At 42.8% G+C, this 25,860-nt stretch carries 22 protein-coding genes, 7 tRNA genes and 2 pseudogenes; 12 read left to right on the forward strand and 19 right to left on the reverse strand.

From position 1 onward, the window contains the following. Positions 1-45 precede the first annotated feature (45 nt). From BM241_RS01435 to BM241_RS01445, 3 genes are read right to left on the reverse strand one after another with little or no spacing between them, the layout of a single operon-like run. Complete coding sequence (locus BM241_RS01435) at positions 46-807, reverse strand: sigma-70 family RNA polymerase sigma factor (protein WP_025746981.1); 762 nt, start codon at positions 805-807, stop codon at positions 46-48. 6 nt (positions 808-813) lie between these two features. After that, a complete protein-coding gene (locus BM241_RS01440) occupies positions 814-1,200 on the reverse strand; it encodes an ATP-binding protein (protein ID WP_143094034.1) in 387 nt (128 codons plus the stop codon). A 5-nt stretch (positions 1,201-1,205) separates the two neighbouring features. Beyond that, entirely contained in the window at positions 1,206-1,523 is a 318-nt protein-coding gene (locus BM241_RS01445) for an STAS domain-containing protein (protein ID WP_025746983.1), read from the reverse strand. 148 nt (positions 1,524-1,671) lie between these two features. On the opposite strand from BM241_RS01445, the gene BM241_RS01450 reads away from it, so the two are divergent. From BM241_RS01450 to BM241_RS01480, 7 genes are all read left to right on the forward strand, one after another. Continuing rightward, positions 1,672-1,748 (forward strand) — tRNA-Pro (locus BM241_RS01450). Between the two features lie 6 nt (positions 1,749-1,754). Further along, a tRNA-Glu gene (locus BM241_RS01455) sits at positions 1,755-1,829 on the forward strand. A 27-nt stretch (positions 1,830-1,856) separates the two neighbouring features. Further along, positions 1,857-1,932: transfer RNA gene (locus BM241_RS01460), tRNA-Ile, on the forward strand. Between the two features lie 7 nt (positions 1,933-1,939). Beyond that, positions 1,940-2,016 (forward strand) — tRNA-Asp (locus BM241_RS01465). A gap of 7 nt (positions 2,017-2,023) precedes the next feature. Further along, positions 2,024-2,099 (forward strand) — tRNA-Phe (locus BM241_RS01470). A 5-nt stretch (positions 2,100-2,104) separates the two neighbouring features. Next, positions 2,105-2,189 (forward strand) — tRNA-Tyr (locus BM241_RS01475). Between the two features lie 12 nt (positions 2,190-2,201). Then, positions 2,202-2,289, forward strand: a tRNA-Leu gene (locus BM241_RS01480). Positions 2,290-3,203: 914 nt separating this feature from the next. Here the strand turns inward: BM241_RS01480 and BM241_RS01490 are convergent. Both BM241_RS01490 and BM241_RS01495 read right to left on the reverse strand, forming a co-directional pair. Beyond that, on the reverse strand, positions 3,204-3,953 hold the full coding sequence (locus BM241_RS01490) for a PIG-L deacetylase family protein (RefSeq protein ID WP_025746985.1): 750 nt from the start codon (positions 3,951-3,953) through the stop codon (positions 3,204-3,206). Between the two features lie 18 nt (positions 3,954-3,971). Next, complete coding sequence (locus BM241_RS01495) at positions 3,972-5,276, reverse strand: MFS transporter (protein WP_025746986.1); 1,305 nt, start codon at positions 5,274-5,276, stop codon at positions 3,972-3,974. A 394-nt stretch (positions 5,277-5,670) separates the two neighbouring features. Between BM241_RS01495 and BM241_RS13060 the strand changes: the two are divergent. The 3 genes and pseudogenes from BM241_RS13060 to BM241_RS01505 form a co-directional block, all read left to right on the forward strand. Further along, positions 5,671-5,844: pseudogene (locus BM241_RS13060) on the forward strand (transposase); the annotation flags it as partial. 88 nt (positions 5,845-5,932) lie between these two features. Beyond that, entirely contained in the window at positions 5,933-6,220 is a 288-nt protein-coding gene (locus tag BM241_RS12730; protein WP_025746987.1) for a hypothetical protein, read from the forward strand. Positions 6,221-6,343: 123 nt separating this feature from the next. After that, entirely contained in the window at positions 6,344-6,679 is a 336-nt protein-coding gene (locus BM241_RS01505) for a hypothetical protein (RefSeq protein WP_051456308.1), read from the forward strand. A gap of 202 nt (positions 6,680-6,881) precedes the next feature. On the opposite strand, the pseudogene istA reads toward BM241_RS01505, so the two are convergent. Next, positions 6,882-7,488 (reverse strand): annotated as a pseudogene (istA, locus tag BM241_RS01510) (IS21 family transposase); the annotation flags it as partial. A 134-nt stretch (positions 7,489-7,622) separates the two neighbouring features. Here istA and BM241_RS01515 point away from each other — a divergent pair. Next, positions 7,623-7,802: a hypothetical protein gene (locus BM241_RS01515; protein WP_025746988.1), complete on the forward strand. Its 180-nt coding sequence runs from the start codon at positions 7,623-7,625 to the stop codon at positions 7,800-7,802. A 263-nt stretch (positions 7,803-8,065) separates the two neighbouring features. On the opposite strand, the gene BM241_RS01520 is transcribed toward BM241_RS01515, so the two are convergent. The 9 genes from BM241_RS01520 to BM241_RS01560 form a co-directional block, all read right to left on the reverse strand. Continuing rightward, entirely contained in the window at positions 8,066-8,833 is a 768-nt protein-coding gene (locus tag BM241_RS01520) for an energy-coupling factor ABC transporter ATP-binding protein (RefSeq protein WP_025746989.1), read from the reverse strand. Further along, positions 8,834-9,643 carry a cobalt ECF transporter T component CbiQ gene (gene cbiQ / locus BM241_RS01525; RefSeq protein WP_092281870.1) on the reverse strand — a complete coding sequence of 270 codons (810 nt, stop codon included), beginning with the start codon at positions 9,641-9,643 and terminating at the stop codon, positions 8,834-8,836. A 41-nt stretch (positions 9,644-9,684) separates the two neighbouring features. After that, positions 9,685-10,740: an energy-coupling factor ABC transporter permease gene (locus BM241_RS01530; protein ID WP_092281885.1), complete on the reverse strand. Its 1,056-nt coding sequence runs from the start codon at positions 10,738-10,740 to the stop codon at positions 9,685-9,687. 557 nt (positions 10,741-11,297) lie between these two features. Next, positions 11,298-12,968 carry an MBL fold metallo-hydrolase RNA specificity domain-containing protein gene (locus BM241_RS01535; protein ID WP_092281886.1) on the reverse strand — a complete coding sequence of 557 codons (1,671 nt, stop codon included), beginning with the start codon at positions 12,966-12,968 and terminating at the stop codon, positions 11,298-11,300. A gap of 298 nt (positions 12,969-13,266) precedes the next feature. Continuing rightward, positions 13,267-15,243 (reverse strand): methyl-accepting chemotaxis protein, encoded by a 1,977-nt coding sequence (locus BM241_RS01540; protein ID WP_025746993.1) that lies wholly within the window; start codon positions 15,241-15,243, stop codon positions 13,267-13,269. Between the two features lie 42 nt (positions 15,244-15,285). Further along, positions 15,286-17,361: an efflux RND transporter permease subunit gene (locus tag BM241_RS01545; RefSeq protein ID WP_025746994.1), complete on the reverse strand. Its 2,076-nt coding sequence runs from the start codon at positions 17,359-17,361 to the stop codon at positions 15,286-15,288. Between the two features lie 344 nt (positions 17,362-17,705). Next, entirely contained in the window at positions 17,706-18,284 is a 579-nt protein-coding gene (locus BM241_RS01550; RefSeq protein WP_092281871.1) for a TetR/AcrR family transcriptional regulator, read from the reverse strand. Positions 18,285-18,468: 184 nt separating this feature from the next. Beyond that, positions 18,469-19,572, reverse strand: a complete 1,104-nt coding sequence (locus BM241_RS01555) for an anti-sigma factor domain-containing protein (RefSeq protein WP_025746996.1) — start codon at positions 19,570-19,572, stop codon at positions 18,469-18,471. Positions 19,573-19,594: 22 nt separating this feature from the next. Then, complete coding sequence (locus BM241_RS01560) at positions 19,595-20,242, reverse strand: sigma-70 family RNA polymerase sigma factor (RefSeq protein WP_177206060.1); 648 nt, start codon at positions 20,240-20,242, stop codon at positions 19,595-19,597. Positions 20,243-20,403: 161 nt separating this feature from the next. On the opposite strand from BM241_RS01560, the gene BM241_RS01565 reads away from it, so the two are divergent. Next, entirely contained in the window at positions 20,404-21,669 is a 1,266-nt protein-coding gene (locus BM241_RS01565) for a DUF5667 domain-containing protein (protein WP_092281874.1), read from the forward strand. Between the two features lie 279 nt (positions 21,670-21,948). Here BM241_RS01565 and BM241_RS01570 read toward each other — a convergent pair whose 3' ends face one another. The 4 genes from BM241_RS01570 to BM241_RS01585 form a co-directional block, all read right to left on the reverse strand. Further along, complete coding sequence (locus BM241_RS01570; protein ID WP_025746998.1) at positions 21,949-22,332, reverse strand: hypothetical protein; 384 nt, start codon at positions 22,330-22,332, stop codon at positions 21,949-21,951. A 70-nt stretch (positions 22,333-22,402) separates the two neighbouring features. Next, positions 22,403-22,759, reverse strand: coding sequence for an SHOCT-like domain-containing protein (locus BM241_RS01575; RefSeq protein ID WP_051456311.1), 357 nt, complete (start codon positions 22,757-22,759; stop codon positions 22,403-22,405). A 21-nt stretch (positions 22,760-22,780) separates the two neighbouring features. Further along, positions 22,781-23,158: a DUF2089 domain-containing protein gene (locus tag BM241_RS01580; protein ID WP_025746999.1), complete on the reverse strand. Its 378-nt coding sequence runs from the start codon at positions 23,156-23,158 to the stop codon at positions 22,781-22,783. A gap of 335 nt (positions 23,159-23,493) precedes the next feature. After that, positions 23,494-25,848 carry a glycoside hydrolase family 3 N-terminal domain-containing protein gene (locus tag BM241_RS01585; RefSeq protein WP_025747000.1) on the reverse strand — a complete coding sequence of 785 codons (2,355 nt, stop codon included), beginning with the start codon at positions 25,846-25,848 and terminating at the stop codon, positions 23,494-23,496. Positions 25,849-25,860 lie beyond the last annotated feature (12 nt).

A 25,860-nucleotide genomic window follows, 5' to 3' on the forward strand; every position in this document is an offset into this window, starting at 1 on the left:
CATTTAAACAAAACAATTGTAATCATTTTACATCAAAGCGATCTCTCAGATGCTGTTTTTAAACATGTATTTGAGCTTCCTGAGTATTTTTCGTTCCAGTCTGGAGACATACATCTGCGAAACGCCCATCTCTTCTGCTATATCTTTCTGGCTTCGCTGATTATAAAAGCGTTCATATATGATCTTTTTCTCCACATCGTTCAGCTTGTCCATGACGCTGTCGACAAAGTCCTTATTTTCGATGTCGATGTATCCCTTTTCCTCATGGCCTATTACTGCTGACAGGTCGGTCTCATTATCTTCATCTATATAATAATCCAGCGAAAAGGGATTAGACTTTTGGTTAGACTCCATCAGCTCTAAAACCTTTTCGGTGGTTATATCCAAATAGTCGGCCAGTTCCTCGGGTTTGGGCGAACGCCCAAGAGTAGCCGAAAGATACGCCCGGGCTTCTTCCAGCTTTTTAAGCATCTCGCTCTCTTTCCTGGGCAGCCGGATTATTCTGCTTCTGTCGCGGAAATAATTCTTTATCTCTCCAATTATGGTAGGAGTTGCAAAGCTGGAAAACTTGTAGCCCTTGTTTATATCATAACGCTCCAGAGCCTTTATCAAAGCCAGAGAAGCCACCTGGTACAAATCGTCATAGTCGATTCCCCGGTTGGCAAACTTCTTGGCTATTATTTCGGCAATATATAAATATTTCTGCACCAAAAGGTTTCTCAGCTCTATGTCCCTGGTCTTACAATACTCCTTCAGCAAAGCTTCCAAATTTTCGGCACCTGACTTTGTAGATGTCTGTACGCTCATTAAAAACTAACCCCCAAATTTTTTGTACATCTTTATACCCCTTAAAAATCCATTATCAATTGCTTTTTCCACTCCATCCATAAGGGACTCCATTATATAGAAGCTGAGCTCTGTCTGCTCATTTTTCGAAAACAGCACAGCCTCATCAACAGCTTCAGATGCAAATATATCAATCCAAATACCCTCTTCCTTGTCCACCTTGAAAGTAAGCTCCAGCCATTCAACGCCCTTGTCCTCATTCATCATAAAAGTCCCAGCCTCAGACACCGCCAGCTTTATGTCCTCAATCTCATCCACATCAAAACCAGCTCGGCTGGCCACCGCCGAAGTCGTCAACCGTATGACCAGCATATACTCAGGCTTTGCCGGCACTTTTAAATAAACGCTGTCCATGGTCATCATTCCTGCACCTCAATCAAAAATATTTTATCAAGTCCGGTGATTGTAAAAATTTTCTTGATGTAGGGCTTCAAATTCTTTATGGATATATTGCCGTTGTTGTCCTTCACTCTCTTCAAAACCCCGATCAACACGCCCAACCCAGTGCTATCGATGTACTTAAGGTCCTGGCAGTCTATAACTATGCTTGAGTTATGCTGGTCCAAAAGGCTGTGAAGGACCTCCTTCAGCTGAGGCGCACTATATACGTCCACCTCACCTGACAGGGAAACCTCCCACGTATTGGTAGAGGGATTGTAATTGTGGGTTATGTTCATGCAATCCTCCCCTTTCTTCAAAGTACAGGTATCTGCACTGTAATTATACCATATTGAAGCAATAAAATAAAAAAATTTTTTCCCTCTTGACAGAACAAATTAAATGCTGTATATTAATATTTGCCTTTGGAAAGTAACTAGAAAGAGTCGGGGTGTGGCGCAGCTTGGTAGCGCACGTGCTTTGGGAGCATGGGGCCGGGGGTTCAAATCCCTCCACCCCGACCAGAGAGTGGCCCCTTGGTCAAGTGGTTAAGACACCGCCCTTTCACGGCGGTAACAGGGGTTCGAATCCCCTAGGGGTCACCATAAATGAATGAAACAAGAGATTGATATGGGCCTTTAGCTCAGCGGTCAGAGCAGCCGGCTCATAACCGGTTGGTCCGGGGTTCGAATCCCTGAAGGCCCACCATAAATGTGGCCCGGTAGTTCAGCTGGTTAGAACGCTAGCCTGTCACGCTAGAGGTCGAGGGTTCAAGTCCCTTCCGGGTCGCCAATCAAAAGCCTCGGTAGCTCAGTTGGTAGAGCAGCGGACTGAAAATCCGCGTGTCGGTGGTTCGATTCCGCCCCGAGGCACCAAACGTGGAGGGGTGCCCGAGTGGTCAAAGGGGGCAGACTGTAAATCTGTTGGCGCAGCCTTCGGTGGTTCGAATCCATCCCCCTCCACCATTAAAATGACGTGCGAAAGTGGTGGAATTGGCAGACACGCTAGATTCAGGATCTAGTGGGGTTTACACCCGTGGGGGTTCGAGTCCCCCCTTTCGCACCAGTAAAATCAAGGATTCCGAGGATCGCATTAGATCCTCGGATTTGTTTTTGAAAACCAAAAACAAATCTTTTACAAATCCAAGAGTCAAAAACAAAAAAGATGAGCTTGCTGCCCCTCGTATTCTTAAACATACTAGTTACCTACGTTTTGTACAAACAAAACTCTAACAAATGGTTAAATAAGGAAACTTAATTGGGAGTGTAAATATTTTTGTGTATGGGAGCTTTTGGCTCCTTTCTGGCGTTGTTTATTGTGTCACTTTAACCTGGTAACAATTTCTTTCATACATTACTATTGTTACCTTTTATTTGTATTTTATGCATAAAATAGAATATTTTCGGTAATAATTTTTTATGCTGGCGTAGTATGCCCTCCTCCTTCCTTTACATAATCTCAAAAAGCTTTTCAGGAATATTTTGTAGCAAAAGCCAATATTTTACTCTCTTAATAATTTTTCAACAACAACTTATATAACATATATTCTGCTGCCGTAAATTATCAACAGCTGATTCAGTACATGGTCCCAATTATGGTATCTCTGCGTCCATTTCTGCCTCTAGCATTTCTTGAAGGATATCCTTAAAGGAGTCCTTCAAGAATTTTTTCCTTGATTATTTCTCTTACCACTTCTTTTGGTAAAACACCCATAATAAAGCGCTCCTTTCTGATTTATGTTGTTAATTTTATCCAGAAAGGAGCTTCATTATTCATCCATACACAAAATTTTGGACAGTCTCGCCTATTTCTTTCAAGTGAACAAATTAAGGAGTTGATTGATGCTTTTATTGCAAAACTTCCCGAGTATTATAAGAGGAAAATGGAGCGTAAAAAAGCGTCTTAGAGGGATATAGTCTGGCTGAATTATTGATTTTTCAAGGCTTAGAAAGCTATATTTAACTGCGAAGTTTGAGTCACTACATATAAATAGCGTCTACAAAGCAGTGTAAAAACAGCCTGTTCATCACTTTAAATGCCTCACCTACAGCAAAACCCTTTCCTTGTGCGAGCTCCCTACCCTTCATGGTAAAATAATATCGGTACAGTTGCATCAGTTCCTCATTAAACTGGCTTTTATGCTTCGCCATAGCCTCAAATTTTTTCTCTATCGTGGCAGTGATATCAACCACAGTATTCGGATTCGCGGTGAAATAGAATGCAATAACCTGTGGCTCCCACGGTTTGTTTTGTTGCCCGCGTGGATAGTTGGAGTTACCGCTCATCAGGAAAGCCTGCGCCACCGCATAACCGGTTTTGCGATGGTCTGCATGCGCCTCGTAGGGCAACCATGGATCCGGGCAGAGAATAGTGTCTGGTTTCACCTCACGAATGATTTCTACTACTGCTGGCACAATTTCCTCTATACTCTGAGGCATATTATCGGGGAATCCGAGCGAGTAAAAACCTTTTACACCCAGATAACGGCCAGCATCTTCCAATTCCTTTGCACGAATGGTCTTTGCTTCCTCTGGCGTGACATTTGGGATTCCAAGATCTCCATTGGTCACTGTGAGATAGTATACCTCCGTACCCTGCTCCGAAAGCTTTGCGATGGTTCCTCCCGCACCCACTTCATTATCGTCAGGATGTGGCTGTACACAAAGAACTCGCTTACTTGCCATCAGGTCAGGAGGAGTAAGCATTTGTTTGATCTTGTTTTCATCCATTTTGTATTCCTCCTTTAATCATACATTTTTTACAGATTGATTTTTAAAACGTACTATCAACGAACATCCATAGGATAGTGTCATCAGCACAAGAGGGAATGCCGAGACCATCATCCGGTTTGCAAGTGCAGCGTTAGGACCAGGGTTTTGCCCACTTTCAAAACCAAACCAAATGGCAAGCAATATAAACGCAAGACTTTTCATAAGACCTGAAAATCGGATGATAAAACTTACAGTTGATTGATATATACCTTCGCGGCGAAGCCCACTTTTTGCTGCATCCTCATCAATAATACGAGCAATGACCAGATCAAGTGTTGCAGTAACACCCGCGATGCCAATACCAATAAAAGCACCTGCAATTATTGATTGCATCAGAGAATTGACAAACAAAAAAGGAAGCAATGATAATCCAAGCCATAATAAAGCAATTCTCCATGTCTTTACAGAGCCTATCTTGCGAGCAAGCCAGCTCCATACTGCAACAGCAGGAATAGCAATAATAAACACTGTTCCAGTCAGAAAAGTAGCCTGGCTATCAGGAAGCTTCAGTGTGTATTTGACAAAGAATGGGATACCTGCTAATAACAATGCTGAGGTCGCCTGATAAAAAAAGTTCGCAAAACTAACAGCCCAAAAATTACTATTTGTAATAACTGCTTTGAAAGATTCCTTTAGTCCGGGAACTGTGGATTTGCTAAACTCTGGATCTTCCTTACATCCTAATACAGAAAATATAAAAATCCCCATACCCAAAAAAGCAAATAATGTTCCAGTCAGAGAATAACCAATGCTCTTCGCAAGCATTGGAGTTAGTGATACACCTATAATCAATCCCACTAACTGAAGTGCCTGCCTAATACCATTTGCAACAGTACGCTCTTTAATTTCACGAAATAACTCTGGAAATAGTGAATGGTAATTAGTGCCTGTAATGGTACCCATTGTTTCAGTCAACATAAGGAATACAGTGAAATAAATAGCAAGTTTTGTACCATTCCCAAGTGATTTTGGCGGATTGAAAAACAGGGTCATAGCAATTGCATACAAAGGAGCGCCAATCAAAAGCCATGGTCGTCGTCGACCCCATCTTGTTCGAGTACGATCGGACAGAAAACCCATCAGTGGATCATTAACAGCATCCCAGATAGAAAACAACATTGTACCAAACGCAATTAAAGATATTGATAGTCCTATTTTATCGTTATAAAAGAATGTTCCATAAGAGGTATACATCATATTGGGAATAGTAAGTCCAAGCATTCCAAGAGCATACCTCCATGGTGAAGCAAGCCGATTTAGTTTTTGATTATTAAAATCCATCACATCACTCCTTTCTTTATATTTTAAATGACATACAAGCCTGTTGTTTAAAAGTATTCATACTTTAATTTGCAGTCTTAAATAGTTTCCGTTGAAAAACATCCCCTTCAAACCCTTATCAAATCTACATTCACCCCATCCACAAGGCCATCCAAATATGGTAAGATGGCCTCGAGGTGAGATTCAGTGCTAATCCGCGACAACCGGAAATATACCTAGAACCAATTATGGATGCCATTTCTCTCCGAAGAACTTTTCCGGCTGAATCCGGAACTTGAGAAAATCGCGACTATTCTTGACAACCCCGAGACGCTAGAACCTTTCGTTGAAAGATATCATAAGGCGACGGCCGAGGCCGGCTTGAAGAATAGCGGCCGGCCCACGGTCCCCTTGCATACCTTCGCCGCCATGGTCCTCCTCAAGTTCATGTACGACCTCCCCTACCGAGAGCTCTCTCCAGGTCCGGGACCGTATCTCCTGGCGGGTTTTCTGCCATATACCCGTTACCGCCAGAGCACCCGATTACTCGACCATCTGCAAAATCGGCCACTGGTTCGGCTCGGGAACACTCGAGGAAATGAACCAAGCCATCCTGCAGCATCTTGCCGGGAAGAAGAAGTTAAAGTGTAGAAAACTCAAGGAAGGTGGACACCACGGTGACCGAGAGCAATATTACTTATTCGACGGATACCGGACTCCTCTACCAGAAGCTTGGGCGGCTGGTGGAGAAGCTCCGAGAGAAGGGTTTGTTCAAGGCACACTCCTTTGTGGACCACACCCGGAAGGCCAAGAAGCTTCTCCGGAAGGCCATGCGAAGCCTCCGGGAACGAACCGGTGAAGGCAGGGCCAAATTTCGCCGGATCTTGAGGAGGCTCGCCATCATAGAGCCGAGGACACCCTTCGCCGGCCAGGAGAGGTCTTACACTAAGCAGAAGAGTCCCTAGCCAAATGAGGCCGAACCATAAAGGAGTCTCTCCTCGACGACCTTGAAGTCTTCCACGAGACGCTGGGCCGTGTTACCCTGCAGGCTTGACAGCAGCTAGCGAGGGGAAAAGATCAAAAACTGCATGGTCAATCTCTTCGGCCGGAAAACCCGGCCCATTTCGAAAGGGAAAGCCGGCAAGCCGGTGGAGTTCGGGTACAAGACGCTTGTTGCTGCCAACGAACAAGGGCTAATCCTCCACTGGGAAGTTCACATAGCCGTTCCTGCGGTCTGCCGGGCCCAGGAGAAGGCAGGGAAAGTCTTTGCAGAGGTGACGGCCGACCACGTGGGATGTACAGTGTGGAGAACGAAGCTGCTTTGCGTGGCTCAGGCATCCGGCATGTCTGCCTACCGAAACGGGTTGGGGAAAAAAGACGAAACCCGGCGGCAATACGAACGGCAGGCGACCGGGATGGGTTGAAAGGGATGGTTTTCAAGGTTCAAGTGTCCTCATAGAAAAGAGAGCGTTTTTCAACAAAAACTATTTATATTTCTTTAACCTTTATAGTTAGTAACACCTATTACCACTCAGTCAAAAATATATCATTTTTTATTAATAATTTCAATTGTTTACATCTCCCTTCAGAAATGTCGCATCTAATTTCCAATAGAACTTTTTTCTTAATCGGCCTGTTGTTCTCATCAACAAGTATTACGGTTTTCATCCTGTCTGTGAACACTATATCAGTTACTCCACCAAAATATTCAAATCCGTGAATGAGGGAACAAATGAAAGTATGGATATTGCAGCGGTTTGTAAATTCCACGTATATAGCCCTCGAATACCCTAACACCATAACAAAGATATAAAGTTTACGCACCTGGCCAGCTTCCTTCAGCAATGTAGGTATATTCTCCCCAGTCAACCTGGGCTTGTTGGCCGGGGTTAGTTTCATAGCGGCGCACAGCAGGAACCTGTCTAGGAGGCCTAAACGGCCTTACATAATCCCTCAGGATAGTACGGCCGCCGGTGTAACCTTCCTCCTTAATCCTTTCATAAATGACCTCGCAATTAAATATTCCTGAATTTATCATCTGTTGAATAGTATCCTTGTATGGGTCAAGCTTTGACTCTCTTTTAGGATGAGGTTTTCTTTGAGGAATACCATCTGCTCTCAGGTATTTCCTTACAGTATTTCTTGAAAGGCCAGTCTCTTTAGCGATTGGACAAATGCTCTTGCCCTTAGCTTTTAATTCGTGTAACATGATAATAGATCCACTCCCTAGCATTTATTTCCCTCCGATTCTTTGTAGGATTAATCAGAGGGATAATTCGCCAGGGGGGTGGGTCAATTCCTTTTCGTTGCTCCTGGGTCAATTATACACCGACGGTGACAACTATCAAAGGTTAAGGAGATAGAGAGATGGATGAATCAATACCCCAGGAAAATACTGAATTAGGGGACACTACTAGAGGAATATTTTTTAGGAAAGCTATTGAAGATATACAAGGAAAAAGGCAGAGCGCTAGGAGAACAGTATGCCCAGGCAGACTAATACAGCAGATATTTGAAGAGAAAAATGTAATGATAGTGTATAGTTAAGGCCTTTTGGATAGATATGCCAAAAGGCCTGGAAACAATTATATCATTTGCGCACGTTGTCAAGGTCGGGTAGTATTTTCTCGCTTACGCTCGAAAATCTCCACCCTTCCCTTGACAACGTTAGGTTTTACAATTTATAGAAGTAAAAATTTGGATATCTATATCATACTTTTCCTTAAAAAAGTGTTGCATTTAATATTGCAATTTTCAAATGTTCACAGCTCATTTCTTATATGCGAAGTTTGAGACCAAAATCAAAATTTTTAGATCGATTTATATTTAAAAGCCCCACATACAGGACAATTCTGAAGAGAAAGAGGTATTTCCAGCCCACAGCTTTCCAGCAATTCCTTGTTGAACAAAATCTCCTCCGCCATTCCATCCGCCGCTATTTCACCTTCATTTAACACAATCACCCTTCTGCAGGTCTCAAACACCATATCCAAATCATGACTGGCGATTATCTTTGTGTGTTTAAAGTTTTTTAGTAAAGTTATTACCCTCCGTCTTGATTTAGGGTCAAGAGCAGATGTTGGCTCATCCATTATCAATATATCGGGTTGCATGGATAAAACGGATGCAATTGCAGCTACCCGTTTTTCTCCACCTGATAATTTAAAGGGCGCCCTATCCTTCAGGTGAGGTATCCCCACCATTTCCAACGCTTTTTCTACTCTAATCTTTACTTCGTCTTCATCAAGCCCGTAATTTCGCGGTCCAAAAGCCACATCATCATAAACAGTGGTCATAAACAGTTGATCATCAGGGTTCTGAAAAACGAACCCTAATCTCTGGCGTATAGCAGGTAACGTCTTTTTTGTCAACCTAACATCTCCAACCAGCACTTCTCCGCGGCTTGGAAACAAAATCCCCACAAGCAGCATCAATAGCGTGGACTTCCCAGCCCCATTGGCACCAATTAACCCTACAGATTCCCCGTGATAAATAGTAAAAGACACGTTTTTCACGGCCTCGTGTCCATCCGGATATGAAAAATACAAACTTCTAGCTTCAAGTTTATGATGGCTCATCTATCTACCCACTCCTGTAAGCAATGCCCCTATTAATACGGCGATATTGTAGATTCTAGCAATAATAAAGAACAGGCTCCATGCCGCAAAGTATACGAAATCCCTAAACCTTATCTTCGATATATCACCGGCATTATACTCACCCGTAAAGCCTCTTAAGCTCATTGCTTGATATATCCTCTGTGCCCTGTCAAAAGCCCTAAGCAACATCTGGCCTAAAAAAGAGCCCAAATCATTTATCTTCACTCCTTTTCGGCCTGGCGCCCGCAGGGAATACGCCTGCATCATCCTTAAAGCCTCTTCAATCAGCAACCATATATATCGGTAGGTCAATAAAAGCTGCAGGACAAGAATCCTGGGAATTTTAAGCATCCGCAGAGCAAGGGCCAATTTGTCCATCCCCGTGGTTGCTACCAATAAAATGCTGACCGTCACCGCTAAGCTGCATTTTATAAAAATGGACAAAAAAGTAAGCCATCCCCTTGAAACAACAATGTCACCAAACACCACACTATAATTGTCAAATAACGGATTTAATATTCCGATTCCTATAATCAAAGGCTCAATAAGCAATACTCTTTTCAGAATCGGAACCACTGGTATCTCGGCAAAAGAAAGAATGAATACAGGATAAAAGACAAAAGGCAAAAGAGCGCTAACCTCATGCCTTTCAAACGACACAAGCACAGCCACATAAACAATGGTGGTAAGCAGTTTTATCAGGGGATGAATGATGTGTATGAACGTCTTTTTTCTAGCCAGGTCATCCAGCAACCTTATGTTATATAGCGAATCTACAATATTCGACATACAGACCATTCCCAAAGGTAAAATATTAAACAACAGCCCTGTTAAACAACGGCTTTACCCCTCTTTTTCTTTGAGATGTTTATAATCCATCCCATAAATGCGGCCAACACAAGCGTCATAGCTCCTCCTACTATACCCGAAACGCTTGTTCCGGCATCAACTGAAGGCCAGGCTTCTTCATCCTCTACAGCCGGTTGGTTTTGAACATCATCTTGATCTGTTTTAAAGCCATAATCAGGCAAAAACGCAGTCTTGCTTTGAATCTCAGAAAATATCTTGTGAATACCATCGGGAGTTTCCAGTTCAGCTGTACCCGCTACTCTTTCAATAGACCATTCCAAACCATCAGGATTGGTGGAGGCAAACCAGGAAAGCAAACCACCTACTATAACCACCGCAACCACAAGCCCTGTCAGGACCTTCTTGATGGGCACGCCACCAAGCGATTTCCCAAAAGCTACTCTTTCTAATATTTCGGGTCTAGCTCTCCATATAAAGGTAACTATTGCTGCAGTAGCCAGCCCTTCAATGACTCCAATGGCAAGGTGTATAGGCTGCATAAGCAACAAGAATTGGCCAAAAGGCAGTTCAGTCTTCCCTGACAAGAGCGTCTGAACCACAACGCTGAAAGCCCCAAGCTGCAAGCCAACCATCGATGAAACCATAGAACCAACAAAAATACTCCTTGGATTAACGCCTTTACGCACAAGCTTTTTATAGATAAGAGGATAAGCTACAAAGCAGGTATAAAAGCCAAGATTAAAAACGTTACACCCATAAGCTAGCAATCCACCATCACCAAAGAACAGTGCCTGTATCAGCAAAATCGATGCCATTGTAAGGAATCCCGCGTAAGGCCCCAGAAGTATTGCCAGCAGCATTCCTCCGCCAAGATGTCCGCTGGAACCGGTGCCGGGTATCGAGAAATTGATCATCTGTGCCGCAAAGACAAACGCACCCATAACTCCCATCAGAGGAATTTTGCTCTCATCCATATCATTTTGAACCTTTTTAGCAGAATAAGCCGCAATTCCAGCAGTAGCTGCCAGCATGGTTCCACCAACGGCCGGTGAAATCAAGGCATCAGCCATATGCATAGCACCAACTCCTTTAAAAAAATAAAATAACCCATAAAAGGCAATACTCAACATCTCTATAACCCTTCATGGGTTTTCCCTTCATGTGCTCAATTTAAACAAAATTTTTGATATGCCTCTCTGAAACCTTCATGGTTTCAATTTTAAATAAAACTTATCATAACTTACCACATGCTGTCAAGGCTCCACTTTAACTATTTTAATCCAGATTTGATTTAGTCTTCAATTGTCCAGCGGCTTCTTGCATTATCTTCATACAGAAGGTTATATACACCCTAATCTTGATTTATGTAGGCATTCATGACTGGCCAGGCAGCATCTGCGCATAAAAACGGTGTCCACCCTCTCCAATGACAAGCTTGCGATGATTCTCTCCACCATCAGCCTTAAACATTGATTTGACAAGCTCAAACCTCTTTTGCATAGACAATTACCAAGTTTTTCTTTTATAATTCATTAACCACAATTAGCAATGTGAACTATCACCTACCTATGGAGGTGGTGGCTTCCTGTACCATCGACCAGACTTGCTACAGAAAAAACTTCTTTTTCTCGCCCTACCTTCCACTCAATATGGTAAGGTCCATGACTTTGCTTTCTATCTCCAGTAAACTGTTGTTGATCTTTCTGTACTTTTCCATATCCACGTTATCGCTGTTTAGATACTCTTCGATGAGCTTTAAGGCATTTTCAATCAGGTGCTTTATATTCACAATCTCATTCTTCAGCTTTTCTATATATACTCTTTCAACCTGTCCTGAAACCTCTAACTCTTCTCTACCCGCAACATCTATCTCTTTCACCTCGGCCTTGCCTCTTACTTCGTAGGCCGTATTGTAAGCCGGAATTAGGCATTCGATTCCTAAAATATCATTTATCTCTTTTGCAAGCCCTTCCTTGGCTTCAGACTCCCCGTGTACTAAAAACACCTTTTTGGGTTTCTCGCTAAAATTTTTGAGCCAGTTTATCAACCCTTTTTTATCGGCGTGGCTAGAAAAACCTTCCACATCATATATCTCAGCGTTTACACGAATATCCTCTCCCAGTATCTTGACCTCTTTGGCGCCATCCAAAATTCTCCTTCCAAGGGTACCCTCAGCCTGATATCCAACAAATACCACGCTGCACTCCTTTTTCCACAGATTATGTTTCAGATGGTGTTTAATTCGTCCTGCCTCACACATGCCGCTGGACGAGATGATTATCTTGGGTTCATTGGAGAAATTGAGCATTTTAGATTCCTCAACGCTTTGAATAAAATGGAGATTTTCAAAATACAGCGGATTATCTCCCTTCATCAGATAATCCCTTGCTTCCTCGTCAAACACATGGGCATTGCGAGCGAATACTTCGGTCGCCTTTATGGCAAGTGGGCTGTCTACATATACTGGTATTTTCCTCAATCTATTTTCCCTTTCCCCCGCTTCACTCAATTTTTTGTCATAATACTTGTTCAGGTGATATATTATCTCCTGGGTTCTGCCCACCGCAAAAGAGGGTATGATGACACTGCCTCCCCTCTCAGCAGTTTTCAGTATTATGTCGATCAGCTGCTGTTCCGCTTGCTCAACGTCCTTGTGTTCTCTGTCCCCATACGTTGACTCCATTATAACATAATCTGCGCTATCGATCGCTGCCGGGTCCTTCAGCAAAGGCTTTTCCTTCATGCCCAGGTCTCCTGAGTAGACAATCTTGATCACCTCATTCTCATCTTTAAACCACATCTCGATTATGGAAGAACCCAGTATATGCCCGGCATCGCTGAACCTCACTGTCAAATCGTCATCCACCTTAACGATCTGGCCATACAGTACCGGCTTAAAAAATCTCAGGCTGTCGTGTACATCGGCTTGGGTATAAAGCGGGTCAACCAGCGGCTTGCCCGAACGCTTTGCTTTCCTGTTTTTCCATTCCGCCTCGGCTTCCTGAATGTGTGCACTGTCAAGCAACATAACCTCGCACAAATCATAGGTGGGCTTTGAACAATATATGGTTCCCTTAAAGCCCTTCTTGACCAGCAAGGGAATTCTTCCGCTGTGGTCTATATGGCTGTGGCTTAAAAATAAATAGTCGATGTCAGCCGGATTGAACTCAAATTCCGCATAGTTCAGCTCCTCATCCTTCCCCTGATACAGGCCACAGTCAAGCAGTATAAGCTTATCATTAAACTCGATTACATGGCATGACCCCGTTACCCCATCTACCGCGCCTAAAAACCTTATTTTTATCATCTAATTATACAGTAACGCAGAAGACCCCTTAAAACAGAGCCTTCTGCGCCACTCCTCCTTTCTTGCAAAATTTTAGCTTGTCATAAAATCCAAAGGGCTCATTTTACAAATCTCGTCCTTCTACTGCATCTATCTCTCACAAAGTATCTTTTATATCTCTCAAAGCATCTTGAAACACTTACTTCAAAGCCAATAATACTTTACAAGCATTTACATTTCATAGCTAATCGCAGGTCCCCTACCATATTGTATATTCGATAAAAACTCGAAAATTCCTTCAAAGATGGTAAATTTTCTATAGACCGAGCAAATCGAGCAAGCGTTCCCATAAATTCATCTTGGGCTGGATATCCTGAACATCTTGCGCTTCTTTTGCCTCCTCTTCATACGCTATTTCTCTGGTTCTCATGATAAACTGGACGCTGCTGTTCTTGTTTCTTTCGTTATCCATAAAGGACCTGTAGCCGTCAGCCAGCTCCTCCATTCGCCGTTTCAATGCCTTGGCAAAGCGCATGTCGTCAATTGCTTGTATAATCCCCTCTTCCATTTCGGAAAGGCCCTGCGAATCCATCGCACTTAAGCCCTCATCCATCTTTTCCAAAACCTTGACCAAAGAATCCATTCCCGTGAACATCCTGGTTAAATTTCCGCTCAAGGCATCCAAGCCATCAGCAACGTCCCCCACTCCCTCAACATACTTTACAAGACCTTGCCTGTAAGCCGTTTGCCCTTTTTGGTATTCTTCCATTCCATCAAGGGTAGCCTTAGCACCAGATGCCAAACTGGCAATTGAATCGTTTATGGCCTGAATTCCAGGAATGAACTGGCTGTCCAACCCTTCTTTTAATTTATCTACCGCTTCTTTCACCCCATTTATTGCCCCTAAAAGCTGCGCGCCACTGTTTATAATGCTTTCTGGGCCACCCATACTCTCTATAATAAGCCTGTTTTGCTTAATGACCATCTGTCCCAGCTTATACAAATCAGAACCTTCAGGCTGTTCCTGCACCAGCTTTTGGGCTATAGTCAACATTTCCTCGTTTATATTTACAAGCTGTAACAGTCCAGGCGCCATGTTCTGTGCCCAACCATTGGCAGCATCCTGTAGCTGGCTGGCAGCCTGCGCCAGAGAATTTACAGCAGAAGACACTTCCCCCGCAGAACCGGCCAATCTATTCATCCCGGCAGCCACTTCATTTAAACCCTCGGCCAGCTTTGTCACCCCATCCTTTAACTCATTAAAGCCCTGAACGCTGACATCAAAGCCTGCTATCAACTCATCTGAGCTTTCATCTAATTCATCGCTTCCTGCAACAAGAGCAGAAATCCCTCGCTCAAGCGCCTGTTTGCCCTCAGCCATCTGCTTGCCGCCGCTCGCCAGAGGCTGCGTAGCAGCGCCAAACTGCTTCAATCCATCGCGGATCTCCCGCACGCCATCCAGCATTTTCTTCAGTTCATCTTCCATGTCGACATCCGGCACAGGCGGCACTTGCGGAATAACCGTAAACGTTAAGGGCTTAAGCTCTATGTTGCTGCCCCTCATCTCAAAGGTCACTTTGGCATCAGGGTACGGAAACGTGGCAAAGCTCAAGTTCATGGTCCTACCGGTTACAACCTTCACTGCCTCGTCGGCTTTTACATCAGAAAATATGTTGAGGTCAACGGGATAAGACACCTGTACCAGGAAAGGTACATAGTGCTCATACTCTTTAGATATGCTGCCCTTTTCATAGCTCTCATAGGTTATGGGCTGTGTCACCTTCAGCTTGTTTTTAATTCCTATCTCAATCCTCAAATTGCCGCTCTTGCCCACCAGGCTCTGTGCATCAACCTCTCTACCGTCCAAGAAATACCTTATTGATACTTCAATGGGCAGTTCCTTATCGGTTATCCCCTCATAATATATGTCGCCTTTTTTCAGCAACTGACCATCCCATACTATCTGCCCGTCCTGAACCTTCGGTTCAGCTGAAGTTTCCATGTTTCTGACCGAGCTATACTGGCCATAATCCCGTATCTGTTTTATCTCTCCTTTCCCATAAATGCGGTTGACAACCCTTTGCTCCAGCACCTTACCGTCATGGTCCAAAATCACGTAAACAGTCTCATCTTTAGAAACAAAGCCTGAACCATCATCCGCATTTTTGTCAGATGGTTGGGCCAATGCTACTTTTAAACCTCTATAAGCATAGGTCGTACCCATTGGCATCAATACGAAGCAAAGTACAACCGAAAACAGCAGTGCTCTTGATAACATCTTTTTCATGTTCATAAATACTCACCCCTTACACGTTTGTTTACATACCCTTAAAACCTATTTACTGGCTTTCCCAGCTCTTGCCCAGCTTTTTGTGGTCCAGCCGATCAGCCTGTCAAATATCAAAAATACAGAAGGCAGCCCGAGAAAGATCACCGCCATGCTTATAGCCGCACCCCTTCCAATCATCATGGTCAGCTCTCCCGTTGCCTTTATGCTGGCAATCAATGCAATGCCGAGCGTGGCAGCTATCATGGTCAGAGCGCTGGTTAATACAGAACGGCCGGTATCCTCTATCGTTTGCCTTATGGCCTCCAGCCTATCCTTTATCCTTTCACGGTTTTCCTTGTAACGGCTGGTAAACAAAATGGCATAGTCCACTGTGGCTCCCAGCTGAATGGCTCCTATAACTATCGGCGTCAAGGATGAGACGGTGATCCCCTGAAAATACGGTATGCTTAAGTTTATCCATATGGCCATTTCAATCACCAGCACGAGCAAAAACGGAAGAGAAAGCGACATATAGCTGAAACCTATGATGGCCAATATCAGGCCTATGGATATTATGGAGACCATCCTGTTATCTGCCTCCACCAGACCAGCCAGATCCCTTGTCAGTGCTGGCGACCCCGTTACATAATATTCGTCAAACACCTCTCCAGCGGCTTCCCTTATACGGTCAACCGCTTCAAACGTCCGCGGGTCATCCGCAGGAGTCAGCAGGCGCACCTCAAAATACCTGTAATTTCCTTTTACGTATCTTTCCCTTATATCGCCGGGAATAAAGTTTTCTGGTATGGTTACATCAACCTGCTGGGATAAAGCGGCTACCGAATCCACCGCATCTAGAGCCTCAATCCTGTCTATCAATTCCTTTTCCTTTATTGCTCCTTCATCGGGAATCACGACATATACAACTTCGGTATTCATAAAGCTTTCCCTAATCTTATCGGTATCTACCGCAGCCCGCGAATTCTCGGGCAAATAATGTTCTATGCTGTAGTAATACTGGAGATTTCGCTGTGCTAGAAATGAAGGCACAGCCAGGACTATTATTATGACAAGGAAAACCCATCTGAACCTAACAATCCATCGAGAAACCCGTTTAAAGGTAGGAATGATGGGTTGATGCCTGTGCCTGTCTGCATATTTGCTAAACATCAGGATCAGGCAAGGAAGAACAGTAATATTCATCAGAAGGCTGAATATTATTCCCTTGGCAAGGACAAACCCCAAGTCGCGGCCTATGCCGTTCTTCATAAACATCAGCGCCACAAACCCTGCAATGGTGGTAAGGGCACTGCCCATCACCGGCACTCCTGTCCTTGACATGGCTGCAACCATGGCATCATCTATATTGGGATGCTTTTGCCTTTCCTCTTCAAACCTATGTAGCAGGAAAATGGAATAATCCATGGACACGCCCAGCTGCATAACGGCAGCTATAGAGGCCGTTATAAAGGATATTTCGCCTTTTATAATGTTGGTACCCATATTCAGCAAAATGGCAATTCCTATTGAAACGAGAAACAGAAGCGGTTCAATGAACGAGGTCATGGAAGCCGAGAGGATGAGGTATATAGATATTACAGCAATGACCATGTAATATACCATTTCCTTTGAAGTTATGACCTTGAGGTCATTCATGATGACAGGTTCTCCGCCAAACAGCATATCCCTGTCTATGATTTTCCTTATCTCATTTATTGCCCGCATTGTGGACTCAGACCTGGCATTGTCGACAAACTGAATCTGCAAAATGGTGGATCTGCCCGAAAAGAAGTTTTCTCGGATATCAGGGTTCATAAACTCCATTGGCAAAATTATATCCTCAAAGTCGTCAACCCATATTACGTCTTTCACTCCATCTACAGCCTCAATGCGGGATTTTATATCCTTAACTTCCCACATTTCCCTGTCTTTAACCACCAGGAAAGCCTGCCCCGAAAGGTTAAAATTTTCCTCTAAAATCTCTTCTCCTTTCCGGGAGTTCAAATAATTGGGCATATACGATAATATGTCGTAATTTTCTCGCGTTAAGAATATGCCGAAAACAGACGAAATCAAGAGGGCCAAAAACAGCGCGAGTACTGCTTTTCTGTGCTTCACGACAAACCTGCTAAACGTAATCATGATAATATCTCACCTCGTCATATAGGTCGCAAAAAGTACTTGGCAAACGTCCATATTAAACATTTGTTTAATATGTATGTTTAAAACATTTGTTTAATATGTATGTTTAAATATAGCGCTTAAAAAAGCGTTTGTCAAGGCAAAAAACAGCTCTTTATTCAACAATTGCCGACAAACACGTGCTTTGCTCCCGAAAATCACACTTAATCCTGGTAGCATTGTATTCATCATGGGGTTTATATTTGGTAATCCATTCGCCCAGCAAGTACATTACACATTTGCCTAAAAATCACCCTGACTTTAAACAACGGCAAACAAATAGGATCAGGCTGTGTGGCATAAGTCTATAATATACTTTCGATCAGCAACTCAACGTACGCTTCCCTGTCCTTACTGCTTCGCATGTCTATATTAAACGTGCGCCCGGCTCCATAATAAAAAAGCACAGGTGCTACAACGCCTGAGAATAACTGCATCAGCTTTACCGAAGCCGTAAAATCGTCAGCGACCCCCGTCAACTCCTTAACAAGTGGCATAATGCTGTGTTCCAGCGTATCGATCAATCCCACAATCCCCGCGTTTTTACCCTTATGGTGAAGCAACTTGGTAACTATAAGATATATAATGCCTGGATATTCCATCATGTGTTCCATGGTCTTCATGGCCCAGAATTTTATCTTTTCCCTGGGGCCGGCATTTAAGCGGGCCACTTCCTCATATATGCGATGGCTTTCGAGGACAAAATGCTTTTCAACTTCATTGAGAAGATTATATTTTGAACGAAAGTAATAATTAACCGATGCCAGGTTTACATTGGCCTTTTCGGCTATCTCCCTTACGGTAAAATCTAAATTAATCTGACGCCCGACCATGTCTATAGCTGTGGCTATGATCTTATCCTGTGTATCCATTCTGCCTTCCATTTAAAAGCCTCCCAAGTTTTAACAAATTTAAACACTCTAAATTGAACTTCTAATTTTACTAGTATAAAAAAGGTACACTAAAAGTGTACCACAAACATCCTGTCATTTGAATACCTTAATCCTTGTTTCTCCCGTTACTTACGGTATCTTTAACATCACCGGTCTTCGCAGGATTTGTAGTTCCCTATTTGCCGGACCGATTACCGCGGTTCGCTTTGTTTCCCCGTGCATTTCTGTTTAACTTTTCCGTTTTAGTTTCATGGTATTCATTGACATTTTCGTTCCTCTCAGTATTTTTATTCTTATCCCCTGCAGGGAATTTTTCATCGCTACCATAAATTTGGCCCTTCTGGCCGCTGTCATCGTTTCCTTTATTGCTGCTGTTATTTGTGCCGGTTTTGTCGCTGCCGGTTTCTTTTTTGTTCTTGTTGTTTGTACCACCTTTGTTGTCGCTGTTTCCTTTATCAGCGGCACTGCTGTTGTTTAAGTTTTTATCTACCTTTGGACTAGTACTTCCTTTCTCTGTGTTTTCCCCCGTATTACCTTTATTCTGTGCATCCTCTTTGTTGTCTTTTCTTCCCTGGTTTTCATCATACCCATCATTATGCTTAGTACCATCATCCGTCTTACCATCCATGTTGCCTTTATGATTTCCAATACCATCACCTTTGATGTTTTCTTCTGTAGCACCTGTCTCACGGCTATTTATTTCACGGCGATACTTCTCAGCAGATCGCTGTTTTATCTCGTATTTTACGTTTGCCGTGGTAAGATACCGTTCAAAACCCGACAGGTCAACTTTCTTTCCATCGCCGATATAGTAAATATTTACACTTATGCTGCTGCCATCCACAGCACGATCACCATCTATAAACTTCTGCTTTATTGACTCATCGACAATCCTTTTTAGCCCTGCATCCAAAGAAACGTTGGTCAACTCGATTCTCGACAGGATTTTGTCGCCATCCTCATTTAGCGGAACGGCCTTTATTATCTTCTCCCATCGGTTAATCATAAGCTCTATAGAAGGATTTACATCTACCACAACCGAGGCATAGGCCGTATAATACAGCTTTAGCGCAGAAAATAAGAGCAGCACCAGCACAACGGCTGCAGCCATGGCTACATATCTGATAAATGTTTTACTGCTCCCCAGCGTTTTGCCGCAATACAGCTCTCCTACCGCAGGAGGACGCCCTTTAACTCTTACTTTTATAAATCGTCCATCAGATGTCATTATCACCGCCGTTGTGCCTTTTACCTTGAGCACTACACCCTCCTGTTTCACTCTTTTTCACCTACCTTGATGTTTAAATAGGATTTGATATAGGGATAATCCCCCGCAAGAATGACAACCAGGGCAATAATATACTTTCTCTCCACCTCTCAAACATCTTTTTATTCGTGCCAAGCCTTTCTGTCAACTCCTTTACCGGCAAAGCCTTCTTTGTCCTTATCTTATCGAGCAACTCAGCGTCCCTTACACAATACAAGGCTATGTTTAAAAGGGCATCCCTGGTATCCTTGTGCTTTGGAGAACAGGAAACCAGCGATTCAAAATCAATGCCATATGCTTTGAGCTCACCGGACAGTTCATTTATCTCTTGCGCCCTGAATTCATTCTCTACCTTCAACTCATAATCCCTCATTGATGCCCTATAATCTATGTAATCCAGCTGGTCATCATCAGAAAACACGGCTACAGGAGAGTTTTTGGATTTTCTAAAATAGTCAATAAGGGCATTGCGTATCACCACTGCAGCATATGCAAAAAAGTTCCCGTATTTCTCATTATAGCTCTCACATGCATTGTTAAAGGCAATCATCGCTATTGAGACTTCATCATCGTTATCAAAATCCAGCTTTCTTTTGCATACACTGCATGCCGTTCTGTATATAAATCCCTTGTTGCTTTCTATGAATTCACTGCGGGAGCTATTTATCACATCCTTGTTCAAGATTATGTTCCCTCCCGACCATATATACGATTAAATCCCCGTTTTTAAGGGGTTTGTTAACTCTTTATTTCCGATAAGTATAACTCCCAAAAACATTACACAGCATTCGTATATATAGACGAAAGGCAAAAACAAACTGTAAAAAGCGGGAGGGGTTTCAAATGAGAAAATGTTTGATTTTAACATCAGCTTTTATGTTTATGTTGAGCCTGGCAATACCTGGTTTTGCCCAGGAAAACAACGTCATCTCCTATGCTGATAAAGCCGGCATAACTCCCGGCAGCATCTTTTATCCCGTTGATGTTGCGCTGGATGACCTAAAAGTCTTCCTCACAATAGGAGATGAAAACAAGACGATTGCGCTCACTGATGTTGCCGAAGAAAGGCTTGGCGAAAGCGAAGTCATGCTTGAAAAAGGCGACGAAGGAAAAGCGCTGGAGCTTGTAGAAGAATACAGCCAAAAAATGCAGCAAGCATATGAAAAATTAGAACAGATAGCACAAGAAAATCTAGAAAACGGGAATAAAGTTGAACCTACCAACAAAAACACTTCCAACGAGGCAGGTCAAAATGAACAGCAGGATGCACAAAACACCGATACCGAACAAAACACAAAAAGCACTGAAACAGAACAAAGCTCCCAAGAAGAAGGATTAGAAAATCCGGGTAGCGAACAAACTCCAGCCGAAGAAAACAACAGTAACACGGATATTCCTGATGACAGTTCCGAAAATAGTGAGCCAAATACCATAGAAGTAAGGCTGAGGCTGAGGCAAGAAAACAGCATAAGGGCTTTAAACGCTATAAAGGATAAACTGCCGGAACAGGCTAGGGAAAGAATAGAAAAAGTAATAGAAATGCAGACAGAAAAGAAAGAAGCTGTAGCCAAGATGGTAGAAGCTAGACACAGATACAATACCGCCAAGCAGGAACTCAAAAAGGCAGAAGTACAGCTCAAAAAAGCCATGAAAACCGGAGATGAAGAAAAAATTGCGGAAGCGCAGAAGCTGGTCGAGCAGAAACAAGCTGTTCAGCTTGAGGCCAAAGAACAGCTAAATGCTGCAATAACACAAAAGAAAGCAGCCGTAAAAAACAGAGTCCGTAACCAAAGCAGTCAGGATAACGAAAAGGAAAACAAGGAAAATAATGAGGTAGATGAAACCGACCAAGAACAACCCGTCGATGAAAATGAAGAAGTAAACGCACAGCAGCCTGTCCAGGAAGTTGAAGAAGAAAATATTGATGATGGTAATAGCGCTCAAAACAGCCAAGATAAAACAAAAGACAAAAATAAGGATACAAATGATACACAAGGTAACAATAACATTCAAAAAGCGGGAAATATTCAGAATATGGTAAAAAGCAATAATTCCAAAAACAGCGACAATATCAACAACAGAAAAGCATTTGGACGCAAAAAAGAGTAAGCATCCACAGTAGCCATACTTAATTTTATAAAAACGAAAGCTCTTTTCTGGCTAAGGTGAGGTTTAAAAACCAAGCCAGAAAAGAGCTTTATTATTTTTATCCATACACAAAATTTTGGACAGCCTCTTGTAGTATGCAATTTGTCAAGCAGCCAATCTGTAATATCCTTTGTTTTTGTTTCATCTGTATAGCTTAAAAAATAAAAAAGCCTTTAAAAAGGCTTTTAATCTCTCAAAAACAATATTATCCTTTCGACACACAACCCTTTGATGAAGAAATTATATAATGCTTATATCCACAAGGGTATTACCATCCTCTACCCGAACCAAAGGATATGATCTACACCTTCTTAAAGCATCAACCAATCTCTTTATATCCCTTCTTTCTATTTTATCTAAAATCTTGCATGCCTCTTCTAATTTACCGTCTCGCTTATCCTTCGGAATAAGTCTAACTATTGCTTTGCCCAGTGAAAAACCCGTATTAATCAAAAACAATGGTATCACTATAGGGAAACGCCGTTCTCCATCCTTAATGTTAACCTTTAAAAAACGTCCCTTAGTAGTTTTTACAGTCTCCCGATTCCTTTTCATCAAGGTAAAAGCCTCATTAAAATCAATTTGCCCTTTATCCAGTTTCTCTAAAATCTCAATGTCATCCATTTTCTATCATCCTCAAATAAACTTTTCACAATTCACACGTTATTCAACTACAACGCTTACATAAGTATCATCATCTTCTTACTTCGACAAGCTTTCCTTGTGCTCCATTCTTAATAGACTGTACGATCTCGTTAAAATCAATATTTTTCAAAGCTTCCAATTTAGGCTCAAACTGTGCCCCAACCTGTGTTCCCAGTTTTAATCCCACCTCAAGTAATGACAGTGGAATATTTACATTCACTTTATTAGCCCCGTTTTCAACTACTTTAATTCTCAAAAATTTCTCATTATTTCCGTTTGCACTTGAATCATACTGCATAAGACCCGTGTTTTCCGGTTCAACCAAATCAATAAGTTTTTCTGCCTCTTCCGCAGTAATCTTCTTTTCTTCCACCATTTTCAAAATCTTTCTTATTTCTTCCTTCATCACACCCATCCTTTCATTAATTTATTTACTATTCCCCTTCATCATCTTCATTGCCTCTTCGTAGGTAATCTCCCCTTTGTCTAACAGCTCCAAAATTTCCCTTTTGTTAATCTGTTTTTTCTCATTACCATCAGCATCGTAACCCAGGCTACAAATAACATCATCAAGTTTGCTACGAACAGTTGGATATGAAATGTTGAGTTCCTTCTCCACTTCTTTGATGTTGCCCCTGCATTTTAGAAATACCTCGATGAAATATTTCTGCTCAGGCGTTAAATAGCTGAACTTATCTAGCTTAAAATGCCCTTTATATGTGGTATCACATCGGCAGCAATGCAATTCTGTCACTTCTAGCTTAGTACCACATACCGCGCATGTTGTTATGATATTGTTTTGCAACTGCTGATCCCCCTACAAGTAAAATTAAATCTATATCATCGCTATCCAGTTACCATTATATCACTAAAATTAATTTTTTCAATATGTTTTTTAATATTTTCAATATTTTTTGGTATTAATTTTATAAAATTTTATATCCACATTAAATATTTTTAACTTCGGACCATATGTTCTTATCTTGTTAATAACCTTCTAAAAAGTCGAAGACTTGAATTTGATGCGTAATTTTACTTTTTCACCACTTAGGTAAATAAAATTAGCGCCTGTACATTTTTGGCTTCAGCAACAAATGTACAGGCGCTATGTTTGTCAGTCACAAAAGTTTAAAAAGTACTTCAATCTTTTACTGTTACCTTTGTAGTAAACTTCTTGTTATTCCCTATGATCAGCTTCTCTCCTACGAGATTGAACTGACCTGTAGCCCTTATATCTTCGGATGAACTGCCAATGAAAACGTCAACCTTGCCCGGTTCTACCACAAAGTCCATGTTCTCATCATAAAATCCCAGCAAAGCAATCGGCAGTTCAAATACAACGGTCTTTGTTTGACCAGGCTCAAGGCTGATGCGTTTAAATCCCTTGAGCTCCTTCACGGGCCTAGTCACATTTTGGGCTGGAACATGGACATACAGCTGTACCACCTCATCCCCTGCCATTTTACCGGTATTGGTAACATCGATCTGTATGCGGACCTCACCGCTCATATCAACAGCCTGAGGCATTATCTTCAGGTTGCTGTACTCAAAAGTTGTATAGCTCAGTCCATAGCCAAACGGATACAGCGGCTTTGTGCTGCACTCTACATAGTCGCCCAGCCAATGGGAGCGTCCTCCCGACGGCTTATGGGAATAGTATACCGGCACCTGTCCTACCGTGCGCGGGAAGCTAATCGGCAGCTTGCCACCTGGATTGTAATCGCCAAACAGCACGTCTGCAACTGCTCGACCGCCTTCCTCACCAGGGAGCCATGCTTCAACTATTGCAGGAACGTTCTCATGGATCCAGGTGATCGAAAGCGGCCTGGCATTGACCAGTACAACTACCACTGGCGTCCCAGTAGCATGCACCGCTTTGATAAGCTCCTCCTGTTTGCCTGTCAAATTCAAATCGGCTCTATCTCTAGCCTCACCTGAAGTGCAACCATGTATGAGGCCAGACCTATCGCCAACAACTACAACAGCTACATCGGCTTTCTTAGCGATTTCAACTGCTTCATCAAAACCACTGGTATCGTCGCCCAGCACATCGCAGCCTTTTGCGTACATAACTTCGGTATTGTCAGACACCTTCTCCTTTATACCATCCAGTATGCTGACCATTGGTACAAACAGTTCTTTATCAGCCAAATCAACATGTTCGGGCCTTGCCGTATCAAAAGCATCAGCCATGTTTTGCAGTGTCTCAATATGGCACGGATAAGCATAGTCCCCTATCATGTGGCGAACATTGTGAGCATTGGGCCCAATAACTGCTATCGAACGTACATCTTTGCTTAACGGTAAAAGATCATTCTCATTTTTCAATAACACAATTGACTTCTGCGCCACTTTTCGCGCAAGCTGACGCTGCTCTGGAATATCAAACACCGCTTTAGTCTTAGAAGGCTCGACGTATGGATCCTCAAACAGCCCCAATTTAAACTTATGCTCTAAAATCCGTGCCACAACCCTGTCAATAACCTCTTCAGAGACAATACCCTGTTCCACAGCAATCTTCAAAGGTAAACCATAACAGTCAGTGCTTGGAAGCTCTATATCCACTCCTGCTTCAATCGCTTTTTTAGCCGCCAATACCTTATCGGGATTAAGTTTATGATATTCGTATAGCATATTGATAGCAAAATAGTCGGAAACTACTAAGCCCTCAAACCCCCACTCATCGCGCAAAATATTCTTCAACAACCGGCTTGAAGCATGGCATGGTATACCATCTATTTCATGGTAAGCCGGCATAATTGAAGCCAACTTGGCTTCTTTCACAGCTGCTTCAAAGGTAAACAAATACACTTCGCGAAGCTCTCGCTCTGGAATATGCGCTGGGGCCCAGTTCATCCCGCCCTCGGACATTCCATAGCCCACAAAGTGTTTTCCTGTGGCCATAATTCCGTCGTGCAATCCACTACCCTGCAGACCCTTAATATACGCAATCCCCATCTGCGCCACCAAATACGGGTCTTCTCCAAAAGTCTCCTCGGTTCTACCCCATCTAGGATCACGCGTCACATCTAGCAGAGGGGCCAAAGCTTGATGAGCCCCTGCAGCCTTCATCTGCGTCCTTATTACCTCACCTATCGCTTTGGCTAGCTCGGGCTCCCATGTGCTTGCTACACCGATCGTTTGGGGAAAACAAGTGGCTCCCTTTGCCATAAAACCGCTACATGACTCCTCATGTACGATGGCCGGTATCCCAAGGCGGGTATTCTCCATTAAATATTTCTGAATTTCATTTGCTATCTTGGCGCATGATTCAGGGTCCAAATTGCTAGCCCCCGCAATGCGCGTAATCTGACCAATACCATGCCCAATCTTGGAAGCAGCTTTATCGGGTGAAAACTTTGTATCATCCAACACTTCATATACCCACACTGCGCTTAGCTGAGCTATCTTTTCGTCCAACGTCATTCGAGACAGCAGATCCTCAACCCGCTTTTCAATCGGCTGATTTTTATCCTTATATAAAGCTTCAGCCATACAAGTTCCTCC

The sequence above is a fragment of the Caldicoprobacter faecalis genome, from assembly GCF_900115765.1.
Classification (GTDB): domain Bacteria; phylum Bacillota; class Clostridia; order Caldicoprobacterales; family Caldicoprobacteraceae; genus Caldicoprobacter; species Caldicoprobacter oshimai.

Coding starts and splice junctions, on each gene's coding strand:
- BM241_RS01545 (WP_025746994.1), bottom strand. CDS start 17,361: ATGATTACGTTTAGCAGGTTTGTCGTGAAGCACAGAAAAGCAGTACTC.
- BM241_RS01585 (WP_025747000.1), bottom strand. CDS start 25,848: ATGGCTGAAGCTTTATATAAGGATAAAAATCAGCCGATTGAAAAGCGG.
- BM241_RS01565 (WP_092281874.1), top strand. CDS start 20,404: ATGAGAAAATGTTTGATTTTAACATCAGCTTTTATGTTTATGTTGAGC.
- BM241_RS01520 (WP_025746989.1), bottom strand. CDS start 8,833: ATGAGCCATCATAAACTTGAAGCTAGAAGTTTGTATTTTTCATATCCG.
- BM241_RS01495 (WP_025746986.1), bottom strand. CDS start 5,276: ATGGATTTTAATAATCAAAAACTAAATCGGCTTGCTTCACCATGGAGG.
- BM241_RS01540 (WP_025746993.1), bottom strand. CDS start 15,243: ATGAACATGAAAAAGATGTTATCAAGAGCACTGCTGTTTTCGGTTGTA.
- BM241_RS01505 (WP_051456308.1), top strand. CDS start 6,344: ATGGTCAATCTCTTCGGCCGGAAAACCCGGCCCATTTCGAAAGGGAAA.
- BM241_RS01570 (WP_025746998.1), bottom strand. CDS start 22,332: ATGGATGACATTGAGATTTTAGAGAAACTGGATAAAGGGCAAATTGAT.
- BM241_RS01575 (WP_051456311.1), bottom strand. CDS start 22,759: ATGAAGGAAGAAATAAGAAAGATTTTGAAAATGGTGGAAGAAAAGAAG.
- BM241_RS01435 (WP_025746981.1), bottom strand. CDS start 807: ATGAGCGTACAGACATCTACAAAGTCAGGTGCCGAAAATTTGGAAGCT.
- cbiQ (WP_092281870.1), bottom strand. CDS start 9,643: ATGTCGAATATTGTAGATTCGCTATATAACATAAGGTTGCTGGATGAC.
- BM241_RS01530 (WP_092281885.1), bottom strand. CDS start 10,740: ATGCATATGGCTGATGCCTTGATTTCACCGGCCGTTGGTGGAACCATG.
- BM241_RS01445 (WP_025746983.1), bottom strand. CDS start 1,523: ATGAACATAACCCACAATTACAATCCCTCTACCAATACGTGGGAGGTT.
- BM241_RS01515 (WP_025746988.1), top strand. CDS start 7,623: ATGGATGAATCAATACCCCAGGAAAATACTGAATTAGGGGACACTACT.
- BM241_RS01440 (WP_143094034.1), bottom strand. CDS start 1,200: ATGGACAGCGTTTATTTAAAAGTGCCGGCAAAGCCTGAGTATATGCTG.
- BM241_RS01490 (WP_025746985.1), bottom strand. CDS start 3,953: ATGGATGAAAACAAGATCAAACAAATGCTTACTCCTCCTGACCTGATG.
- BM241_RS01550 (WP_092281871.1), bottom strand. CDS start 18,284: ATGGAAGGCAGAATGGATACACAGGATAAGATCATAGCCACAGCTATA.